Annotated in this window: 19 protein-coding genes; 10 read left to right on the top strand and 9 right to left on the bottom strand. The window is 64.4% G+C overall.

What is annotated here, in order from left to right:
- Nucleotides 1–106: 106 nt before the first annotated feature.
- The 3 genes from purQ (at nucleotide 107) to AB7008_RS32785 (ending at nucleotide 2,755) form a co-directional block, all read left to right on the top strand.
- Nucleotides 107–808 (top strand): phosphoribosylformylglycinamidine synthase subunit PurQ, encoded by a 702-nt coding sequence (gene purQ, locus AB7008_RS32795; RefSeq protein WP_212453709.1) that lies wholly within the window; start codon nucleotides 107–109, stop codon nucleotides 806–808.
- A complete protein-coding gene (locus tag AB7008_RS32790; RefSeq protein WP_441260129.1) occupies nucleotides 805–1,791 on the top strand; it encodes a tripartite tricarboxylate transporter substrate binding protein BugD in 987 nt (328 codons plus the stop codon). The genes purQ and AB7008_RS32790 overlap by 4 nt, the downstream gene beginning before the upstream one ends.
- Nucleotides 1,792–2,017: 226 nt before the next feature.
- On the top strand, nucleotides 2,018–2,755 hold the full coding sequence (locus AB7008_RS32785; protein WP_441260128.1) for a tetratricopeptide repeat protein: 738 nt from the start codon (nucleotides 2,018–2,020) through the stop codon (nucleotides 2,753–2,755).
- Nucleotides 2,756–2,793: 38 nt separating this feature from the next.
- Here AB7008_RS32785 and AB7008_RS32780 read toward each other — a convergent pair whose 3' ends face one another.
- Together AB7008_RS32780 and AB7008_RS32775 are read right to left on the bottom strand one after the other, a co-directional pair.
- Nucleotides 2,794–4,674: a TRAP transporter large permease gene (locus AB7008_RS32780; protein WP_441260127.1), complete on the bottom strand. Its 1,881-nt coding sequence runs from the start codon at nucleotides 4,672–4,674 to the stop codon at nucleotides 2,794–2,796.
- The gene (locus AB7008_RS32775) at nucleotides 4,671–5,693 is read right to left on the bottom strand and encodes a TRAP transporter substrate-binding protein (protein ID WP_028158421.1); all 1,023 of its coding nucleotides are present in this window, start codon (nucleotides 5,691–5,693) and stop codon (nucleotides 4,671–4,673) included. Before AB7008_RS32775 ends, AB7008_RS32780 begins: the two co-directional genes overlap by 4 nt.
- 281 nt (nucleotides 5,694–5,974) lie before the next feature.
- Between AB7008_RS32775 and AB7008_RS32770 the strand changes: the two genes are divergently transcribed.
- A complete protein-coding gene (locus tag AB7008_RS32770) occupies nucleotides 5,975–6,880 on the top strand; it encodes a LysR substrate-binding domain-containing protein (RefSeq protein ID WP_441260126.1) in 906 nt (301 codons plus the stop codon).
- Nucleotides 6,881–6,997: 117 nt separating this feature from the next.
- Nucleotides 6,998–8,353 (top strand): NAD(P)H-dependent oxidoreductase, encoded by a 1,356-nt coding sequence (locus tag AB7008_RS32765; RefSeq protein ID WP_441260125.1) that lies wholly within the window; start codon nucleotides 6,998–7,000, stop codon nucleotides 8,351–8,353.
- A 97-nt stretch (nucleotides 8,354–8,450) separates the two neighbouring features.
- Here the strand turns inward: AB7008_RS32765 and AB7008_RS32760 are convergent, their stop codons facing one another.
- Nucleotides 8,451–9,410: a DMT family transporter gene (locus tag AB7008_RS32760; protein WP_304490472.1), complete on the bottom strand. Its 960-nt coding sequence runs from the start codon at nucleotides 9,408–9,410 to the stop codon at nucleotides 8,451–8,453.
- A gap of 75 nt (nucleotides 9,411–9,485) precedes the next feature.
- A complete protein-coding gene (locus AB7008_RS32755; RefSeq protein ID WP_028147494.1) occupies nucleotides 9,486–9,965 on the bottom strand; it encodes a PaaI family thioesterase in 480 nt (159 codons plus the stop codon).
- 185 nt (nucleotides 9,966–10,150) lie between these two features.
- Here AB7008_RS32755 and purL point away from each other — a divergent pair, with 185 nt between their 5' ends.
- Nucleotides 10,151–12,361, top strand: coding sequence for a phosphoribosylformylglycinamidine synthase subunit PurL (purL, locus tag AB7008_RS32750; protein WP_441260124.1), 2,211 nt, complete (start codon nucleotides 10,151–10,153; stop codon nucleotides 12,359–12,361).
- A 210-nt stretch (nucleotides 12,362–12,571) separates the two neighbouring features.
- Here purL and AB7008_RS32745 read toward each other — a convergent pair whose 3' ends face one another.
- On the bottom strand, nucleotides 12,572–13,762 hold the full coding sequence (locus AB7008_RS32745; protein ID WP_304490470.1) for an acyltransferase family protein: 1,191 nt from the start codon (nucleotides 13,760–13,762) through the stop codon (nucleotides 12,572–12,574).
- 182 nt (nucleotides 13,763–13,944) lie between these two features.
- Here AB7008_RS32745 and AB7008_RS32740 point away from each other — a divergent pair, with 182 nt between their 5' ends.
- Nucleotides 13,945–14,118, top strand: coding sequence for a DUF1328 domain-containing protein (locus tag AB7008_RS32740; RefSeq protein ID WP_028158427.1), 174 nt, complete (start codon nucleotides 13,945–13,947; stop codon nucleotides 14,116–14,118).
- Between the two features lie 14 nt (nucleotides 14,119–14,132).
- Here AB7008_RS32740 and AB7008_RS32735 read toward each other — a convergent pair whose 3' ends face one another.
- Both AB7008_RS32735 and AB7008_RS32730 read right to left on the bottom strand, forming a co-directional pair.
- A complete protein-coding gene (locus tag AB7008_RS32735; protein WP_304490469.1) occupies nucleotides 14,133–15,233 on the bottom strand; it encodes an alpha/beta fold hydrolase in 1,101 nt (366 codons plus the stop codon).
- A 57-nt stretch (nucleotides 15,234–15,290) separates the two neighbouring features.
- Nucleotides 15,291–15,650, bottom strand: a complete 360-nt coding sequence (locus AB7008_RS32730; protein ID WP_028158429.1) for a DUF427 domain-containing protein — start codon at nucleotides 15,648–15,650, stop codon at nucleotides 15,291–15,293.
- 179 nt (nucleotides 15,651–15,829) lie between these two features.
- Here AB7008_RS32730 and AB7008_RS32725 point away from each other — a divergent pair, with 179 nt between their 5' ends.
- The gene (locus tag AB7008_RS32725; RefSeq protein ID WP_014494139.1) at nucleotides 15,830–16,066 is read left to right on the top strand and encodes a BolA/IbaG family iron-sulfur metabolism protein; all 237 of its coding nucleotides are present in this window, start codon (nucleotides 15,830–15,832) and stop codon (nucleotides 16,064–16,066) included.
- 25 nt (nucleotides 16,067–16,091) lie between these two features.
- On the top strand, nucleotides 16,092–17,285 hold the full coding sequence (locus AB7008_RS32720; RefSeq protein ID WP_441260123.1) for a low temperature requirement protein A: 1,194 nt from the start codon (nucleotides 16,092–16,094) through the stop codon (nucleotides 17,283–17,285).
- A gap of 27 nt (nucleotides 17,286–17,312) precedes the next feature.
- On the opposite strand, the gene egtD is transcribed toward AB7008_RS32720, so the two are convergent.
- Together egtD and egtB are read right to left on the bottom strand one after the other, a co-directional pair.
- Nucleotides 17,313–18,284, bottom strand: coding sequence for an L-histidine N(alpha)-methyltransferase (gene egtD, locus AB7008_RS32715; RefSeq protein WP_304490467.1), 972 nt, complete (start codon nucleotides 18,282–18,284; stop codon nucleotides 17,313–17,315).
- Nucleotides 18,285–18,335: 51 nt separating this feature from the next.
- A complete protein-coding gene (egtB, locus tag AB7008_RS32710) occupies nucleotides 18,336–19,634 on the bottom strand; it encodes an ergothioneine biosynthesis protein EgtB (RefSeq protein WP_304490466.1) in 1,299 nt (432 codons plus the stop codon).
- Between the two features lie 239 nt (nucleotides 19,635–19,873).
- Here egtB and grxD point away from each other — a divergent pair, with 239 nt between their 5' ends.
- Nucleotides 19,874–20,200 (top strand): Grx4 family monothiol glutaredoxin, encoded by a 327-nt coding sequence (gene grxD / locus AB7008_RS32705; RefSeq protein WP_014494143.1) that lies wholly within the window; start codon nucleotides 19,874–19,876, stop codon nucleotides 20,198–20,200.
- The last annotated feature ends 4 nt before the right edge of the window (nucleotides 20,201–20,204 follow it).

Genomic DNA, 20,204 nt, shown 5'->3' with positions numbered 1-20,204 from the left:
CCCGGCGAGGCTAGCACTGGTAAAATCCCCGTCAAATGGCTATGTCTCTTCACGATTTTGGCCCTCTCTGGCCAGCCCGATTCCCATCACCGTCGGAGCCCGAACCATGAAAGCCGCCATCCTCGTCTTTCCCGGAATCAACCGCGAGCGCGACATGGCGCGCGCATTGAGGCTGATCTCCGGCAGCGAGCCCGCGATGGTCTGGCACGCCGAGACGTCGCTGCCCGCGGGCACCGACCTCGTCGTGGTGCCCGGCGGCTTCTCCTACGGCGACTATCTGCGCTGCGGCGCGATTGCGGCGCGGTCGCCGGTGATGGACGCGGTGCGCGACTATGCGGCCAAGGGCGGTCTCGTGCTCGGCGTCTGCAATGGTTTTCAGATCCTCTGCGAATCCGGCCTGCTGCCGGGCGTCCTGATGCGCAACGCGCGGCTGAAATTCATCTGCAAGGACGTGCATCTGCGCGTCGAGCGTTCCGACACGCCGTTCACCCGCGGCTACAATGCCGGCCAGGTGATCCGCGTGCCTGTGGCGCATGGCGAAGGCAATTACGAAGCGGATGAAGAGACCATCAAGCGGCTCGAAGGCGAGGGGCGGGTGCTCTATCGCTATTGCTCCGCCGACGGCGTGGTCGACGAGGCCCATAACATCAATGGCGCGGCGCAATCCATCGCCGGAATCGTCAACGACAGGGGCAACGTGCTCGGCATGATGCCGCACCCGGAGAACCACGTCGAAGACATCATGGGCTGCACCGATGGCCGCGGCCTGTTCGCCGGCCTCACTGCCCATCTGGAAAAGGCCGCGTGATCTCGTCGGTGGGGAAGCGGGCTCTCGCCGCGATCGCGGCGCTGTCGCTCGCGACATTTTCGCTCGCGACCGCCGCCTTCGCGCAGGATTTCCCCAAGCGCCCGATCACGATGATCGTGCCGTTCGCGGCCGGCGGCACGTCGGACGTGATCGCGCGCACGGTCGCCGAGCAGATGGGCATCGCGCTCGGCCAGACCATCGTGATCGAGAACGTCGCCGGCGCCGGCGGCTCGACCGCGCTGGCGCGCGCTTCCCGCGCCGAGCCTGACGGCTACACCATCGCGATCGGCAATGCCGGCACCAATGCCGCGACCTATACGATCTATCCAAAGCTGCCGTTCACGCCTGAATCCTTCGTACCGATCGCCATGGTCGCGAAGACATTCGGCATCATCGCGCTGCGCAAGGATTTCCCGGCGAAGGACCTGAAAGAGTTCATCGCCTACGCCAAGGCGAACCCGGGCAAGATCAATCTCGGCCACGCCGGTGTCGGCTCGTCGAATTACCTCATTTGCAAGAGCTTCGTGACGGCCGCCGGCATCGATGCGACGCTGGTCGGCTATCGCGGCGCGGCGCCTGCGCTCACCGACGCGGTCGGCAGCCAGATCGACGGTGTCTGCGATGCCGCCGCCTCCGTCTCGCAGTCGATCAACGAGAAGCTGGTGCGGGGGCTCGTGGTCGGCTCGACCGTGCGGCTGGCCACGCTGCCCGATCTGCCGACGTCTGCCGAGGCAGGCCTGCCGGACTTCGAGGCGCAGGGCTGGAATGGCCTGTTCGCACCCAAGGGCACGCCGCAGGCCGTCATCGCCAAGCTGAATGCAGCCGCGCGCGCCGCCGTGGAAACCGACGCGGTGAAGAAGCGTTTTGCCGATCTGTCGACCGTTGCGCCCGATCCCGACGAGCATACGCCCGAGGTGCTCCAGAAGCTCGTGACGCGCGACGTCGAGAAGTACCGGAAGATGCTCGCGGACGACGCCAAGTAGACGCCAAGTAGCGGCCGCCCAAGTCATAGCCGCCCAAGTCATAGCGGTTTTGGGCTTGCTGTCTCATGAACCTCAATCGCGTTTGAGACGACTGACTCCTCGTCGCCATCAAGGCGCGCCTCCGGGGTCGCTGATTTCCGCGCGGGTAGACGCAACTCAAAGTTGTTTCGCCGCGCGAGTTGCGATATCAGGAAGCGTGCGCTGTCGTTGTGCTCCCGGATGTCACATGCCCGTCGCTTTTGTCGTTCTGCTGCTCGATATCACGCTGATCTATCACGCGTCGCGAACCGGGCGATTGCGGCCCTGGGCTTTCATCATCCTGCTGGTGCCGATGATGGGCGCGCTCGCCTATATCGCGGTCGAGCTCATCCCGGAATGGTTTTCCAGCCCCGGCGCGCGGCAGGCGCGTCAACGCGTCGCCAATCGGCTCGATCCGGAGAAGCGCTACCGCGAGCTGTCCGACCGGCTGGTTGTCACCGATACCATCGCCAATCGTGCGGCGCTGGCCGAGGAGTGCGCGAAGATCGGGCGCTACGGTGAAGCCGAGCAGCATTACGATCATATTTTGGCGCTGCCGATGGGCCACGATCCCGCCTACACCTTCGGCAAGGCGCAAGCCGAATTCTCCGCCAAGCGTCCGGCCGATGCGCTGGCGACGCTGGACGATCTTCAGAAGCAATGGCCGGATTTCGATTCCGCCGATGCGCATCTGCTCTACGCCCGCGCGCTCGCCGAGGTCGGCCGGCTCGACGAGGCGCTGGAGGAATATCACGCAGTCGCCGGCTATTTCCCCGGCGCCGAGGCGCGGGTGCGCTACGGCATGCTGCTGCAGATGGTCGGCCGCACTGCCGAGGCACGCGTGGTCTTCAACGAGCTCCTGATCCAGATGCGGCGCGCGCCGAAATATCTGCGCGCGGCGCAGGCCGAGTGGCTCTCGATCGCCGAGAAGCAGATTTCGACCTGAAGGGGCATGCCAGGCGGAATGGCTTCAGGTCGGGAATCTCATAGAAACACCAGCGATATCCAGGGCAAGAAGGTGATCAGCAAGAGGCCCAGGAACAACCAGGCGAGATAGATCCAGATCCGGCGCATGCCGGCATCCGGCGACACGCCGCCGATGCTGCAGGCGGCGTAGTAGCAGAGGCCAAACGGCGGCGCGAACAGGCCGAGGCCCATGGCGAGGATCACGACCATCGCATAGTGCACCTCGTTGATGCCGAACTGGGCTGCCACCGGAAACAGCAGTGGACCAAACAGCACGATCGCCGGAATGCCTTCCAGCACGCTGCCGAGCACGATGAAGGCGACCACCGAGATCAGCAGGAAGCCGTAGGCGCCGCCCGGCACGCCGGCCATGCGCGCCGCCAGATCATGTGAGAAGCCGGATTGCGCCAGCGCCCAGGCCATAGCGCTCGCAGCGCCCACGATGAACAGGATCGAGCCGGACAGCGAGGCGGTCTGCACCAGCATCGGCAGCACATTCTTCCAGACCAGGCTGCCGCGATAGATGATCAGGCCGAGCACGAGGCAATAGGCGATGCCGATGGTCGAGACTTCGGTGGCCGTCGCGTAACCCTCGACCACCGCGCTGCGGATCAGGAACGGCAGCGTCAGCGCCGGCAAGGCGACCCACAACGTCTTCGCCACCACCGACATCGGCGCTCGCGCGATCTTGAGCGCGGCGTTTTCCTCCGCGCCCGCCCGGTAGCGCGCGACGAAGGCGAGCACGATCGCCAGCACGATCCCCGGCAGGATGCCCGCGGTGAACAGGGCCGCGATCGACACGCCGGTGACGGAGGCGATCGCGATCAGCACGATCGAGGGCGGAATGGTCTCGCTCATCGCACCAGATGCCGCGAGCAGGGACACCAGCTCGCCATCCTTCATGCCACGCTTGCGCATTTCGGGGAACAGCACCGGCGCGATCGCCGCCATGTCGGCAGTCTTGGAGCCGGAAATGCCCGAGACCAGCAACATGGCGCCGAGCATCACGTAGGACAGCCCGCCCCGGACATGGCCGAGCACGGACGCGAGGAACGCGACCATGACGCGCGCCATGCCGGTCTGCTCGACCAATTGTCCGAGCAGCACGAACAGCGGCACCGCGAGCAGGATCAGCGAGCTCATGCCCTCGTCGATCCGCCCGACCACGACCAGCAGCGGCGTCCGTGTCGTGGTCAGCAGGAAAGCGACGGTCGCCAGACAAAACGAAAACGCGATCGGCACACCCGCCATCACGGCACAGCCGAGCAGGCCGACGAAGAAGAACAGCAGATTCCAGTTGCCGAGCGATTTCAGCGAGGGACCTGCGAGATAGAGCACGCCGGCAATCGCCGCAAACAGGACGGCGACGGCAAGCAGGTCCTTTGCCGACCGCTTGACGAGCGTGAGGCAGATGCTGGCGAGCGCGATGATGCAGCCGACGGGAATCGCGGCCGCGCGAACCATGCCGGACCAGCCGAGCGCCGGCGTTTCCACGAAGGCCTGGTCTTCCACATAATCGAGCGCCGGATGCAGGATGATCGCGAGGAACAGCGCAACCCCGCCGGCGGCGAGCGTCGAGGCCCACGCCTCGGCGCGCGGTGACAGATACGACGTGAAGAACGTCAGACGCATATGCGCCGAGCGCTGCACGGCGATCGCGCTGCCGAGCATCGCCAGCCACAGGAACAGGATCGACGCCAACTCGTCCGACCAGATGATCGGCCGGTGAAAGATTCCACGCGCGACGATGCCGGCGAACAGGATGACGACTTCGGCAACGACGGCGATCGCAGCCGGGATCTCGACCAGCCAGCGCAGCGACTGCTCGAGCCAGCGTCCGCGCAACGGCTGTGCTTCGCCGAGCGTCACCGTTTCCGGCATGCCGACCACGGCGCTCATGCCAATGCTCCGGCCGCGGCCTCCAGCGTCTTCCAATTGTCCTCGCCGAACTTGGCGCGCCATTCCTTGTAGAAGCCGGCGGCCGACAGTCCCTTGCGGAACGCCTCCTTGTCGGAGACCTCGAAAGTTATGCCCTTGGCGATCAGCTGGTCCTTCAGCGTCAGATTGAGCTTTGCGGTGTCCGCGCGCTGCTCCATCGCGGCCTGGTCGAACTCACGCCGCACGATCGCCTGCAACTCGTCGGGCAGCGCCTTCACCGAGCGGCGGTTGCCGAGGATGAAGAACGGATCCCAGATGTGGTTGGTCTCGGAGATGTATTTCTGCACCTCGTAGATCTTGCCGGCCTCGATGGTGACGAGGCCGTTCTCCTGGCCGTCGACGAGATGGGTCTGGAGCGCCGTGTACAATTCGTTGAAGTTGATCGAGGTCGGGTTGGCGCCGAGCGACTTGAACAACGAGGTGAAGATCGGCGACACCGGCACGCGGATACGGTAGCCGGCGAGGTCGGCCGGCGTCTTGATCGGCCTGGTGAACGACGAAATCTGCCGGAACGTGTTGTCGGCGGGCTTGGCCACCACCAGCGCGCCGGTCTTCTCGATCTGGGTTGCGATCAGCTTGCCGAGGTCGCCATCCATCGCATTCCAGACCTGGCCGTAGTCCGAGAACGCGAAGCCGACATTTGCGATGCCGGCGGTCGGCGCCACCGTCGACAGCACGGAGCCCGCGATGTTGAGGAAATCGACGCCGCCGCTGCGGATCTGGGTCAGGAGATCGGTGTCCGAGCCGAGCTGCGAGGCGGGAAAGAACTTGATCTCCAGCCGGCCGCCGCTCGCTTCCTTGATCCGCTTCACGGCCTGATCGAGGCGGGTGTTGATCGGCTGGGTCAGCGACTGGCCGGTGGCGAGCTTGTATTCGAACTCCGCGGCCTGCGCCGGCCGGGTGCGGATCGCGACCAGTGGAACGGCCGCAGCCGCCACCATGAAGTTGCGGCGTGAAAGCGTGTGGTTCTTGCCCGACATCGTTGGTCCTCCCTGATGGTCTCGTTCGGCGCCTTTGTCGGCGCACGTGGTCGTTGCGGCGCGCAGGCTTTGCTGCGCCGGTGTCGTCAAAATCGCTTGTCTGGTGAAAGGCCTGGCCTTGCGTTCCTTCCCCCGGGGCGGACCGGCGCTCTGCGCCGTCCTGTTTCCTCGCCGGCACCCGTCTGTCGCGGGTTGCCTTGAGGTTGAAGCCTAGATCGCTGGTCATGCACGACAATTGAATTATATTCGCCGTCACTTTAGCTGGCCTAAAAGGTTTCCTGATGCAGATACCCTTCCGCGCCATCATCGTCTTCCACGCGGTGGCGCGCGCGGGCAGCATTTCCCGTGCGGCGGATGAATTGCGGGTGACGCCGTCGGCCGTCAGCCAGCAGATTCAGGCGCTGGAGCTGCATCTCGGCACGGCGCTGACCTCGCGGGTCGGGCGCAACATCACGCTGACCGAGGCCGGCGAACGCTATTTCGAGATGATCAGCCGCGAGATCGAGCACGTCACCGACGTCACGCAGCATGTCCGCGGCATCCGTTCGGCCACCACATTGACGGTGCGCGCCGCGCCGAGCGTATCGAGCAAATGGTTGCTGCCGCGGCTTGCCAGCTTCGTCGACGCCAATCCGGACATCGAATTGCGGCTCGACGGCACCAATGAGCCGACCGATTTCCGCAAGGAGAATGTCGATTTGGAGATCCGCCACGGCGAGGGCGGCTGGGCCGGCCTGTTCGTCGAAAGCCTCGGCAAGGAGCGGTTCTTTCCGCTGTGTGCGCCTTCGTCCTTTGCGGCGGGCAGCCTCGCAGCCCAGGACCTGCTCGAGCACCGGCTGATCCATTCGGTGAAATCGCAGATGCAATGGCCGCGCTGGTTCACGGAGGCCGGCATCGAGCCTGCGGAACGCTGGAAGCGCGTGCTGTTCGACCGCAGCCACATGGCGATCGACGCTGCCGTCGACGGCCTCGGCATCGGGCTGGAGAGCGAGCTGCTGGCCTGGCGCGAACTACGTGACGGTCGCCTGGTTTGCCCCGTGAAGAACCCGCCGGAGGTCGCGCTGACCACACAGTGGATCGTCTGTCCGCACGGCCATCTGCGCCACCGCAAGACCCGCACCTTCCTCGACTGGTTGCGCGGGGAACGCGACGCCTGGAGCGCGCGCCAAGGCGCGCGGATCATTTAGCGCGCCTAAATCGTCGCGGCAGATAATCTGAATTGCCCTTGGATTCACCGCTGCCTAACGTTTGCTGCGAAACGGCGGACACAGCCGTCGTCAGAGGAACGCCAAGGAAAAAATCCCATGAATCTCCATCGCATGCTGCTGGAGCGCAAAGCTGCCGGCAAACCGATCACCATCGGCCTGATCGGGGCCGGAAAATTCGGCCTGATGTTCCTGTCGCAGGTGCGCCAGACCGACGGCATGCATCTCGTCGGTGTCGCCGACCTGAACACGGCCCGCGCCCGGTCGCAGCTCAAGCTCGGCTGCTGGCCCGAGGAGCAATATGCGGCTGCTACGATCGACGATGCGCTGAAACACGGCCGCACGATCGTCACCGACAATGCGGACGCCCTGATCACCCATCCCGCGATCGAGGTGATCATCGAGGCGACCGGCGATCCCGGCGCAGGCATCCGCTTCGCGATGAAGGCGATCGAGAACGGCAAGCACATCGTGATGGTCAATGTCGAGGCTGATGCAGTCGCAGGCCCGATCCTGGCGCGCAAGGCGAAGCAGGCCGGCGTCGTCTATTCACTCGCCTGGGGCGACCAGCCGGCGCTGATCGCCGATCACGTCGATTGGGCCCGCGCGGCCGGCTTCAAGGTCGTCGCCGCCGGCAAGGGCACGCGCTACCACCCGACCTATCACCAGTCGACGCCGGATACGGTCTGGGACATCCTCGATAAATACATGAAGATCAGGGATCGCAACTCGATCAACCCGAAGATGTTCAACTCTTTCGTCGACGGCACCAAGTCGGGCATCGAGATGACGGCGGTGTGCAATGCGACCGGGCTGCATGCGCAGAGCGAGGGCCTGTCGTTCCCGCCGGCGACGCGGTTCGAGCACGCCGAAATCTGCAAGCCGAAATCCGACGGCGGCATGCTGGAGAAGTCGGGCGTCACCGAGGTCACGTCCTCGGTCTATCGTGACGGCACCGATGTCCCGCAGAGCCTCGTGATGGGGACCTATGTCGTGTTCGAGGCCGACAGCGCCTATTCCGAGGAATGTTTCCGCGAATACAGCATGCTGCCGGACAAGACCGGCAAATATGCCTCGCTGTACCGGCCGATCCACATGATCGGGCTCGAGCTCGGCATCTCCGTCGCCTCCGCGGCGCTGCGCAAGGAGCCGACCGGTGCGCCGATCGTGTTCAATTCGGACGTGGTCGCGACCGCCAAGCGCAAGCTGAAGGCCGGCGAGATGCTCGACGGCGAGGGCGGCTTCTGCGTCTGGGGCAAGCAGACCCCTGCCGACGCTTCACTGAAGCACGGCTATTTGCCGCTCGGTCTCGCCCACCATGTCAAGCTCAAGACCGATATCGCGCCAGGTCAGCGCCTGAAATGGGAGGACGTGGAGTACGATCCCAATGGTCTCGCCGTGAGGGTGCGCCGCGAGATGGAAGCGGCCTTCCGGCAACCAAACATGGTTGCCTGATCGGTACAAAGGCGCTCGGCCCGCGCCCGACCAAAGCGCGATGACATCGGATGAATCGTCATCGCGCTTTGGCGTATTGCGTGGTCTCCGTACTGCGCTAGCGCAGCTTCAGCCGTTCCGCCGGCACCGTCATGGCGGCGACGCCGGCCATGACCAGCAGCAGTCCCAGCGCGAGGTTCGACGGCACGCTCTCGCCAAGCAGCAGCACGGACAATCCGACGCCGATCGGAATGCGCAGATAGCCTTGTGCGTTCGTCGTCAGCGTGCCGAGCCGGCCGAGGCAGACGTAGAACAGCATCAGCCCCAGCGCGCTGGAGACGATGCCCATGACGATGGTGGCGACGATCGCCGTCGGCGTCGGGTGCAGCGTCCAGGGCTGGTCGATGATCAGCGCGGGCGGCAGCAGCACGAGGCCGCCGAACAGCAGCGAGCCAGTCGCCACCACCATCGGGTCGTATTCGGAGAGCCGCAGGCCGAAGATGGTCGCACAGGCAAAGGAGATGGTGGCGAGCAGGATCGCGATCTCCGCCACGATCTCGCTGCCGAAGCCGCGCAGCGCGTCCAGCCCGACGATGGCGATGGTGCCGGCGAGGCCGAGAACTGCGCCCGCGAGCTTCAGCAGCGTGGCCGGCTCATGCCGCGTGATCAGCGAGGTGATCAGGAAGGCGAAGATCGGCGTCGTCGAGGCCAGCACCACCGTGTTCGAGGCCGGGACATATTGCTGCGACCAGGTGATGACCAGGAACGGGAAGGTCGAATTGATCAGCTGCTGGGTCGCAAACAGCTTCCAGGCCTTCACGTCGGTCGGCAGTTTGACGCCGCGCATCCACAGGATCGCGGACAGGAAGGCGAACGCGATCAGCGAGCGCGCGGAGATGAAGGTGATGGGCGGGATCGTGGGAAGCGCGAGCTTCGCCAGCGGATAGGTCGAGCTCCAGCAGCAGGCGAGCGCGAACAGCAGCGCGTAGTCGCGCCAGTTGCGCGCACCGGTGGCGATGATGGATGGCGACGATGATGCGGCGGCCGCCGTGCGGCCCGACGATGTGCTCTGCGGCACCTTGTTCCTGCTCCCCCGCGCCAGCGCGCTTGTCGCAAGTCTGGGCGAGCGGGCGCCAAAAGGGAAGGCGTCGAGCTATGCGTTTGGCTGGAGTGCCGGCTTCCGCTTCACCCGCTTGATCGTCCCGGAGAAGGTGAACAGCGGCCGCCCGGCCGAGGTCAGCTTGCCCCGCAGGAAGATCAGCGAGCCGCCGGCGCGGGACACTTCGCCGACGCATTCGACCAGCTCGCCCTCGCGGGCCGCGTCGAGGAAATCACAGGCGAAATTCGTCGTCACCGCCGGGCCATCCAGCTCGTGGGTGGCGATCGCGAACAGGCAATAGTCGGCGAACGCCATGAAGCAGCCGCCATGGACGTTTCCGGAGCCGTTGAGGTGCTTTTTTTCGACCCGGAACGCCGAGCGGACGCTGCCGTCGTCCTCGATCTTGTGCCAGAACGGGCCGATATGGCTCTCAAAACTGTCGCGAATCCAGGTCCGCCAGCCCGTGAACTCGCCATCGGTGGCGACGTGCAGGTCCGGGCGGCGGGTGGAGGGGACTTTGGTCAATTCGTGCAAGGAAATGGGCCTTCAATTACGGGTCTTTAGTCCTTAAATCCGATCCGTTAGCGCCTTGCAATTCCCGTTCCCGCCGACCGCCTGCCCGCAAAACGTGGGACAGCGGGAAAATGCGCCATAAAGGGCTTTTCGTAGGCCCCCGATCTTCCTAAGAACGGCAAAACGCCGCCGAAAGCCCCGAATCCATGAAGAATGAACCCAAGATCACCCCCGAACTGGTTGCCGCCCACGGGCTCAAGCCCGACGAGTATGAGCGCATCCTGAAGCTGATCGGGCGGGAGCCGACCTTTACCGAACTCGGCATCTTCTCGGCGATGTGGAACGAGCACTGCTCGTACAAGTCCTCGCGCATCCATCTGCGCGGCCTGCCGACCAAGGCGCCCTGGGTGATCCAGGGCCCCGGCGAGAACGCCGGCGTGATCGACATCGGCGACGGCCAGGCCGTGGTCTTCAAGATGGAGAGCCACAACCACCCGAGCTACATCGAGCCCTACCAGGGTGCGACCACCGGCGTCGGCGGCATTCTGCGCGACGTCTTCACCATGGGCGCGCGTCCGATCGCCTGCCTCAATGCGCTGAGCTTCGGCGCGCCCGAGCATGCCAGGACGCGGCATCTCGTCTCCGGCGTGGTGGCCGGCGTCGGCGGCTATGGCAATTCCTTCGGCGTGCCGACGGTCGGCGGCCAGGTGCGCTTCCACACCCGCTATGACGGCAACATCCTCGTCAACGCGATGGCGGTCGGCCTCGCCGATGCCGACAAGATCTTCTATGCGGCTGCCTCCGGCGTGAACATGCCGATCGTCTATCTGGGCTCCAAGACGGGCCGCGACGGTATCCACGGCGCCTCGATGGCCTCGGCCGAGTTCGACGACAAGTCCGAGGAGAAGCGCCCCACCGTGCAGGTCGGCGATCCCTTCGCCGAAAAACTGCTGCTCGAGGCCTGCCTCGAGATCATGGAGAAGGGCTGCGTCATCGCGATCCAGGACATGGGCGCGGCCGGCCTGACCTGCTCGGCCGTCGAGATGGGCGCCAAGGGCGACCTCGGCGTCGACCTCGATCTCGACGCGGTGCCGACGCGCGAGACCGGCATGAGCGCCTACGAGATGATGCTCTCGGAAAGCCAGGAGCGCATGCTCATGGTGCTCAAGCCCGAGAAGGAAAAGGAAGCCGAGGCGATCTTCAAGAAGTGGGGCCTCGACTTCGCCGTGGTCGGCTACACCACGCCGAGCAAGCGTTTCGTGGTCAAGCATGGCGGCGACGTCATGGCCGATCTCCCGATCAAGGAGCTCGGCGACGAGGCGCCGCTCTATGACCGCCCGCATGTCCCGTCCGCCGCGCTGCCGGTCGTGCATGCGCGCGAGGTGCCGGCGCCGATGGGCGTCGGTGCCGCGCTGGAGAAGCTGATCGGCACGCCCGACATGTGCAGCAAGCGCTGGGTCTGGGAGCAGTACGACCACGTCATCCTCGGCAACACCATGCAGCGTCCCGGCGGCGATGCCGCCGTGGTGCGCGTGCAGGACGGGCCGAAGGGCCTGGCACTGACCGTCGACGTCACGCCGCGCTATTGCGAGGCCGACCCGTTCGAGGGCGGCAAGCAGGCGGTGGCGGAAGCCTGGCGCAACATCACCGCGGTCGGCGGCAAGCCGCTCGCGATCACCGACAATCTCAATTTCGGCAATCCTGAACGGCCCGAGATCATGGGCCAGTTTGTCGGCTGCCTGAAGGGCATCTCGGAAGCCTGCCGCACGCTGGACTTCCCGGTCGTGTCCGGCAACGTCTCGCTCTACAACGAGACCAACGGCCGCGCGATCCTGCCGACACCTTCGATCGGCGGCGTCGGCCTGCTTGACGATTTCACAAAGTCCGCTTCGCTGGCCTTCAAGGCCGAGGGCGAGGCGATCCTTCTGGTCGGCGAAACCCACGGCTGGCTCGGCCAGTCGGTCTACCTGCGCGACATCTGCGGTCGCGAGGAGGGCGCGCCGCCGCCGGTCGACCTCGCGGCCGAGAAGCGCAACGGCGACTGCGTGCGCGGCATGATCCATGCGGGCACCGCGACCGCGGTGCACGATCTCTCCGACGGTGGCCTCCTGATCGCGCTCGCCGAGATGGCAATGGCCAGCGGCATCGGCGCAAGACTGCTCGCGGCGCCGGCGGCGCTCGTGCCGCAGGCCTATTGGTTCGGCGAGGACCAGGCGCGCTATCTCGTCACCGTGCCGGAAGCGGAAGCCGGCCGCGTGCTGGCCAAGATGCGCGGCTGCGAGGTGCCCTGCGTGCGCATCGGCACCACCGGCGGCGATGCGATCGCGATCGCGGGCGAGGCGCCGGTGTCGATCGATAGCTTGCGGAAGTCGTTCGAGCGCTGGCTGCCGGAATATATGGGTGGGAAGGCGGCATAAGCCGCCGCCTCAATCTCGGACCCGTATCTCGGACCCGTAGCCCGGATGGAGGGCAGCGTAATCCGGGACCGATGTCGCTTGTGGCAAGACCCCGGATTGCGCCGCGCTCCATCCGGGCTGCGGATCTCGCTCTGACGGGAGGCCGTGCATCTACAACACATGCGACGCTCGCGGAATCTTCCGCGAGCCCGGTTCATCCGGGCTACAGGGTCACAGCACCTTCGTTGCCCCGGGGATCTGGCGCAAGGCGCGCGTTAGCGCCCAACTGAACGCGACTGTCAGCACGAACCCGATCGTCGCCTTGACGATCGCCGGCAGGTCATAGTCGAACAGCCAGTATTGCAGCCACAGTGCGATCGGATAGTGCACCAGGAACATGCCGTACGCGTCGCTCTGCATTGGATCGAGCAGCTTGGCTGAGCCTGACTGCCTGAACCTCTGGAAAAAGGCCAGGATCAGGAACATGATGGCCACGCTGAAGACAGTGAAGCAGATGGCATAGAGCGCTTCATACCAGTCCGGCAGCGGCGACGGATTGCCCAGTATTTCGCGCTTGATGAAGATCAGCACCCACAAGAGGCAATACGGAACGATCGTCAGCACCATCCAGTCCCAGCTGACCTTTGCCATACGGCCGTCTGCGGCGAGCAGCCCGCGATCCATTTGCGCAACGCCGATGCCAGCACCGAAAAAGAAGTAGGTCGCGTAGAGCATCACGCGCCCGTGCTGGACCGAGAACGGCCCGAACTCGAACCAGCTGCTTGATCCGAAGTGAACCCGCCCGGGAATGTAGAACGCCGCGGTGACGGCAAGCATGACCGCGAAGAACACGGCGGGCCGACGGCGACCGTGCAGCGAGAGGCGATTGATCGGATCGAGCAGATTGGGCGACAGCCGGTGCAGCAGGCAGGCAACCAGATCGAAGGCGAACAAGACCCAAAGGAACCAAATTGGCCCGCTCGGCCACGGGCCCTTCGTGATCATACTCCAATAGTACTCCGAAAAGCCGATCTCGGGATGGTGCCGCAGTGAGATGGCGTAATAGGCGAGCGGAATGACCGTGAAGGCGCAGATCACGAATGGCAGCGCGAGCCGAAGCAGGCGATCCTGCAAATAGTTCAGCGCTCCCTTCCGGGCGATACCAGACCAGGCGAACAGTCCCGACAGGAAGAAGAACATTGCCATGAAGAAGCTGTCGGTGGCCAGCACGATCATGTCGAAGCCGAAGAAGTACTTCGGATCGGTATGACCGAAATAAGTATAGGGGATCACCGCGTGATGCAGCAGCACCACCAGAGTCAGGAAGGTGCGGGCGCGATCAATCGCCAGATTGCGCGCCTTGGCCTTTGGCGCGACGTGCGCCTCGGCGCCGATCGTCGCGGAATGTGACATCGTCATCATGGTCGCCCCGATTGCGCTCCTGCCCCGGCCGGACTGTGCCGCCGGGAACCGGATTCAGCAAGCCCAGTTTGTGCCGCGCCTTGCCCGGCGACGCCCTCAGGAACCAGTTCCGTGCAGCGAAGTTAGCGTTCCCGAATGGGTTGAGGGCCGCAAAGCATGCGGCATCCAAGTCGGAGTTGGCCATGACGATCCTGAAATGGGCGCTGATCTTCCTCTTGGTCTCGATCGTGGCCGGTGTGCTCGGCTTCACCGGCCTCTCGGCCGCTTCGGCCGATGTCGCCCGCTTCCTGTTCTATATCTTCGTCGTGATCTTCCTGGTGCTGCTGATATTGGGGCTCACGATCTTCAGGGCGTAGCGGGCCTCCGGCCCTCAATTGCCTGCGAGCGGTCTCACGTGGGTGACCAACTCCGCCAGGAACTCGTTGGGACGCTCGAATGGAATGAAATGGCTCCCGCCGTGTACCCAGACAAATTCCTTATGCGGGGCCGTGATCTGATTGAAGAGTTGTTCGGCCGGCCCAGCCGGTGTGTTGTAGTCCGTGTCGCCCTCGATGAAGATCACCGGAATCGGAAACGCGAGTCCCAGTGAAGCGACGTCGCGCTTGAACATGGGGCCCTCTCGTCCGCGCAGATATTTTGCGGAGAAGGCCATGCCTTTGCGCCAGTTGTGCCAGTCCAGCAGCGAGAAATCCGGCATGAACGGGGGCGGGATGGGACCCGCCAACTGGACGCTCTCGATGGAGGGTAGCCCCAGCGCTTTGCTCCACTTGTCCGCAACCAGTCGATTTTGTGGATTGATCAGAGGCCGCGCGACAATTGGCGCCAATTCCGCCTGGGCCTCGCTGTTGCCAGCGGACTGCGCCAACGCTTGCAGATGCGCGATCGTGATTTCGAATTGCTTCTCGAACGTCACCCTGCCGACCACCTGTCCTGTGCCGACATAGGCGTAAAACAGATCGGGGCGCTGCTTGACGATGTGAATGCCCAGGAACGAGCCCCAGGAATGCCCGACCAGGACAATCTTGTCCTTGTGCAGATGGGTTCGCAGATACTCGGCCAGCTCGACACCGTCCTGTGTCATCCGCTCGAGCGTCATGGTTGGCGCGAGCGCGTCTCCTGCCGCGCCATAGGTCCGCCCGGCGCCGCGCTGGTCCCATTGCACGATAGTGAAATGCTTTTCCCAGGGGCGCCAGCCCGAAGAGATCGCCAAGGTTGAGCCTCCGGGCCCACCGTGGACGAACAGCAGGACCGGGTTATCCCGATCCTCGCCGCGGATTTGAATCCATTGCTTGATGCCGCCGATATCGACGAAGCCTCCCTCCTGCACGCCCTTCGGTGAGCGGATCGCGAGGGTTTCGGCAGCAAGATGCTGGCGATAGGCGCGAAAACCCAGTCCGGCGACGGCCACCACAATAAGGATGCCGGCCGCACCCAGCAACGAGACCCCAATCAGTCTTGCTTTGCGCGGCATCTTGGGCCTTGTGTCGACCGGGAGGAAGCGACCTGCGATCGCCCCGGTGCGATGAGCCTACCCCACTTCTTCGATCTTCACCTTGTCCGGATAGAAAGCCAGATGGCCGGAAATCTCCGTCATCGCGGGGAAGGGCGTCTCGTAGGTCCAGATCGCGTTGTCGAGCGTCTTGCCGTCGGCCTTGACGCTGTAGTAGCTCGCGTCCCCTTTGTAGGGGCAATGGGTGGTGCGGTCGGTGCGCTCGAGCAGCGCCATGTTGGCGTCCTCCCGCGGTACATATTGCACCGCCGGATATTTGGCCTCCTTCAGGATCAGTGCCTTGCTGGTCTCGGCGATCACGATGTCGCCGGCCGTGACGCGGACGCGCCGGGGATTTTGGGTGATGGTGATGGGGTGGTCGGGCCCTGGGAGCTTCATGATTTCACGCCTTTTCGATCAATCTGCCGCGCGCGGCACTTTGTCGTGCCTTTATCCGGATGGGATCAGGGATATAGTGCCGGAATGCGTGACGTAGAAGGCCGTTCACGCTAAGTTTGGCCCTGCCGGTCCGGGGACCCCGGCAAGCGATTCGAAGCCGAGACAGGAGCAAGACCCGAATGCCCATGGACGCCCACGATATCGAGGCGATGATCAAGGCAGCGATCCCCGATGCCGAGGTGACGATCCGTGACCTCGCCGGCGATGGCGACCACTATGCCGCGACGGTGATCTCGGAATCCTTCCGCGGCAAGTCCCGCGTCCAGCAGCACCAGATCGTCTATCGGTCTCTGCAAGGCCAGATGGGCGGCGTGCTGCATGCGCTGGCGCTGCAAACCGGGGTACCCGGGGCCTGATCTGATCGCGTGACGGGGGATGACGATGGCTGCGGACAATCCTCGCGGCGCGATGTTTCGCGTCATCGCTCCGAACCAGCACAGCCGCGTCACCAATGCCGAGCTGTTCTTCGACCTCGTCTTCGTCTTCGCCGTCACGCAGGTCTCGCACACGCTGCTGCACCATTTCACCCCGCTTGGTGCGGTGCACGTCACGGTGCTGTTCCTCGCGGTGTGGTGGGTATGGGTCTACACCGCCTGGGTCACCAACTGGCTCAATCCCGAGCTGACCCCGGTCCGCATCCTGCTCTTCCTGATGATGCTGGGCGGCCTCGTGCTGTCGACCACGATCCCGACCGCGTTCGAGGGGCGGGGCCTGTGGTTCGCGATCGCCTACGCGACCATGCAGGTCGGACGCACCGCCTTCTGGCTGTTCGCGACCCCGCGCCATCGAACGGCCGTCCGGCACAACGCGATCCGCATTCTCGTCTGGCTCTGCGGCTCCGCGATCTTCTGGATCCTCGGCGGTCTCGCCCATGACGAGGCGCGGCTGTGGTTCTGGATCGCGGCGCTCGCGATCGAATACGTCTCGCCCGCGGTGCGCTTCTGGGTCCCGAAGCTCGGCTTCTCGTCGGTCGAGGCCTGGGCCGTCGAGGGCGGCCACATGGCCGAGCGCTGCGCCGGCTTCATCATCATCGCGCTCGGTGAAGCCGTCGTCGTCAACGGCGCCACCTTCGCCGAACTGGAGTGGACCGCAGACAACATCCTGGCGTTCGTCTCCGCGCTCACCGGCGCCATCGCGATGTGGTGGATCTATTTCCACAAGGGCGCGGAAGCCGGTTCCGAGCGTATCTCGAAGTCCGCGGAATCCGGCCGGCTGGCGCGGCTCGCCTATACCTATCTGCACACGCCGATCGTCGCCGGCATCATCCTGACCGCGGTGTCGGACGAGCTGGTGCTGAAGCATCCGACCGGCCATTCCGACATCAGGACCATCGTGAGCACGGTCGGTGGTCCCCTGGTGTTCCTGGTCGGCACCATCCTGTTCAAGCACGCGATCCGCGGCTTCCTCCAGCTCTCCCACGGCATCGGCATCATCCTGCTACTGGTGCTGTGGTGGTTCGCCGCCTATCTCTCGCCGCTCTGGCTGTCGGTCGCGTCGACCATGATCATGATCGTGGTCGCGGTCTGGGAGTCGGTGTCGCTGGGATCTTCTCCGGAAGAGGCCGAGGCGCATTGAGCCCCGGCGCCACTGGCGCCGGAGCGTTTACTCCGCCGCCTCCAGCGCGTGCACCGAAAACATCTTCGCCGCGTCCGTCCAGCTCTCGCGCACCTGCCAGCCCGCGCTCTGCGCCAGCGCAGCAAAACGCTCGAGGCTGTACTTGTAGCTGTTCTCGGTGTGGATGCTTTCGCCGGGGCGGAACGAGAAGCTGGTGCCGAGCAGGCGCACGGTCTGGCTCTTCTTGCTGATGAGATGCATCTCGATCCGGTGCCGCTCGCGGTTGTAGATCGCGCGATGGGTGAAGGAGGACAGGTCGAAATTGCCGCCGAGCTCACGGTTGATGCGCACGAGCACATTCAGGTTGAAGCGGGCGGTGACGCCGGCGGCATCGTTGTAGGCGTCGTGGAGGACGCGCTCTTCCTTCTCGAGGTCGGCGCCGATCATCATCTGCGCGCCCTTGCCCAGGATCTTGCGGGCGCTCTTCAGGAAGGCCTGCGCCTCATGCGGCTCGAAATTTCCGATGGTCGAGCCGGGGAAGAAGCCGACCTTGGACATCGATGCGACTGCCTTGGGCAACTCGAACGGCGTGGTGAAGTCGGCCGCCACCGGATAGATGCCGAGCGTCGGGAAGTCCCGCTTCAGGCCGTTGGCCTGCGCCTTCAGGAAGTCGCCGGAGATGTCGACGGGCACATAGGCCGCGAACTTGCAGTGATCGAGCAGCAGGCGGACTTTCGTGGTTGCTCCGGCGCCGAACTCGACCAGCGCCGCATGCTGCGGAATGATCTTCGCGATCTCGCTGCCACGCTCCTTCAGGATCGCAAGCTCGGTGCGGGTCGGATAATATTCCGGCAGGCGCGTGATCGCCTCGAACAGTTCCGATCCGGTCGCATCGTAGAAATATTTCGGCGACAGCTTTTTCGGCTGCTGCGACAGGTCCTCGATGGCCTCGCGGGCGAAGGCGGTGGTCTGCTCGTCGGGGAGATGGGCTTCGGCCAAAGCGCTGGCGTGCACATTCATGATACTCTCCTGAACGCGCTGTCCGGCGCGTGTTTGTCGTCGGATGATTTTTTATTCGTAGTCGGCGAGCCGCAGTCCCGTGAACTGCCAGCGATGGTGCGGATAAAAGAAGTTGCGATAGGTAATACGGCTGTGGCCCTCGGGAGTTGCAAGCGAGGAGCCGCGCAGCACCAGTTGGTTGATCATGAACTTGCCGTTGTACTCCCCGAGCGCGCCTTCGATGGCGCGGTAGCCGGGGTAGGGCGAATATGAAGAACGCGTCCACTGCCAGACGATGCCGAAGGCGTCGTTGAGCTGGCCGGCACGCGCAGCAACCTCCCATTCCATCTCCGTCGGCAGATGCTTTCCGGCCCAGCGCGCAAACGCATCGGCCTCGTAATAGCTGACGTGGCAGACCGGCGCGTCCGGATCGACCGGCTTGAGGCCGGCGAGCGTCATCATCTGCCACTGGCCGTCGATGTCGCGCCAATGGCCGGGGGCGTCCCAGCCTTCGTTGTTGACGGTGGCAAAGCCGTCCATCAGCCACAGCGTTGCGGTCCGGTAGCCACCGTCGCGCATGAAGGCGAGCCACTCGGCATTGGTGACGAGATTGCGTGCGACCCTGACCGGACCGACGAGGGCCCGATGCGCCGGCTTCTCGTTATCGAAATGAAAACTGTCGTCGACATGCCCGACGGTGTGGATACCCTCGTTCAACGTCAGCCAATCCTCCCCCGCGCGTGTCGAAGCCGGGAAGCGCCAGTCCGGATCATAGGCCGGCGGGATCGGATTCTGCGCGAAGGCATGCAGGATGTCGGTGAACATCAATTCCTGATGCTGCTGCTCATGATTGAGCCCGACCTCGACCAGTGGCGCGACCTCGCGAAGCTTGTCCGCGCCGACCTCGCGGAAGAATTTGACGACGGCCGCATCGACATATGCTCGATAGGCGCCGACCTGATCGGCGCTCGGACGGGTGATGTCGCCGCGGTGATTGCGGGAATGACGCGGGCCGGCGCTGACGTAATAGGAATTGAACAGGAAAGCGAAATCAGGGTGGAAGGGCCGGTAGCCGGGACAGTGCTCGCCGAGCAGGAATTGCTCCCAGAACCAGGTGGTATGGGCCCGATGCCATTTCGTGGGGCTCGCATCCGGCATGGATTGAATCTGCTGGTCCTCCGGCGACAGCGGCGCGGCCCGGCGCTCGGTCTCGTTGCGGACGGCAAGAAACGCCTCTTCCAGCCCCTGGGCGAGGCCGCGCGGGTCGGCCGACGGTGACGAAAGCGGCGGGGTGGCCGTAGCGGAGGCTTGTTTCGTCACGTTTTTCTCCAGACAGGACAAGAGAACGTTGTTGGCGTTGCCCGGTTCCAAAACCGAGGTTCGTCCTAGATAAGGGCTCCGTTACGGTATGAAAGTCCTCCCCGGCGATGATATTCGTGGCATCATGCAATGGGCCGGCGTGGCCTGGACCGGCCGCCCAGGGGGTGTTCGCCGCCATTTTACTTTGGATGCACAACGGTTTGGGCTACATATATAGGCAGGTATCGGGTTAAATCGGCTGGGCCGGCCCGAGGGAATCGTTGAGGGCTCCGCCCCGGAAGGACATGGATATGAGCATCGAGGAATTCATCGCCAACGAAGTGAAGTCGAACGACGTGGTTCTGTTCATGAAGGGTACGCCGCAATTTCCGCAGTGCGGTTTCTCCGGCCAGGTCGTCCAGATCCTCGACCACATCGGCGTTGGTTATAAGGGCCTCAACGTCCTCGAATCCGCCGAACTGCGTAACGGCATCAAGGAATACTCGAACTGGCCGACCATTCCGCAGCTCTATGTGAAGGGCGAGTTCGTCGGCGGATGCGACATCGTCCGCGAGATGTTCCAGGCCGGCGAACTGCAGCAGCTCTTCTCCGAGAAGGGCGTCGCCGTCGCGGCTTGATCGG

The sequence above is a fragment of the Bradyrhizobium sp. 521_C7_N1_3 genome (genome assembly GCF_052075975.1).
Taxonomy (GTDB): Bacteria; Pseudomonadota; Alphaproteobacteria; order Rhizobiales; family Xanthobacteraceae; genus Bradyrhizobium; species Bradyrhizobium japonicum.
The sequence above is the reverse complement of the archived record's forward strand: the minus strand, read 5'-3'. Positions and strand labels throughout refer to the sequence as shown.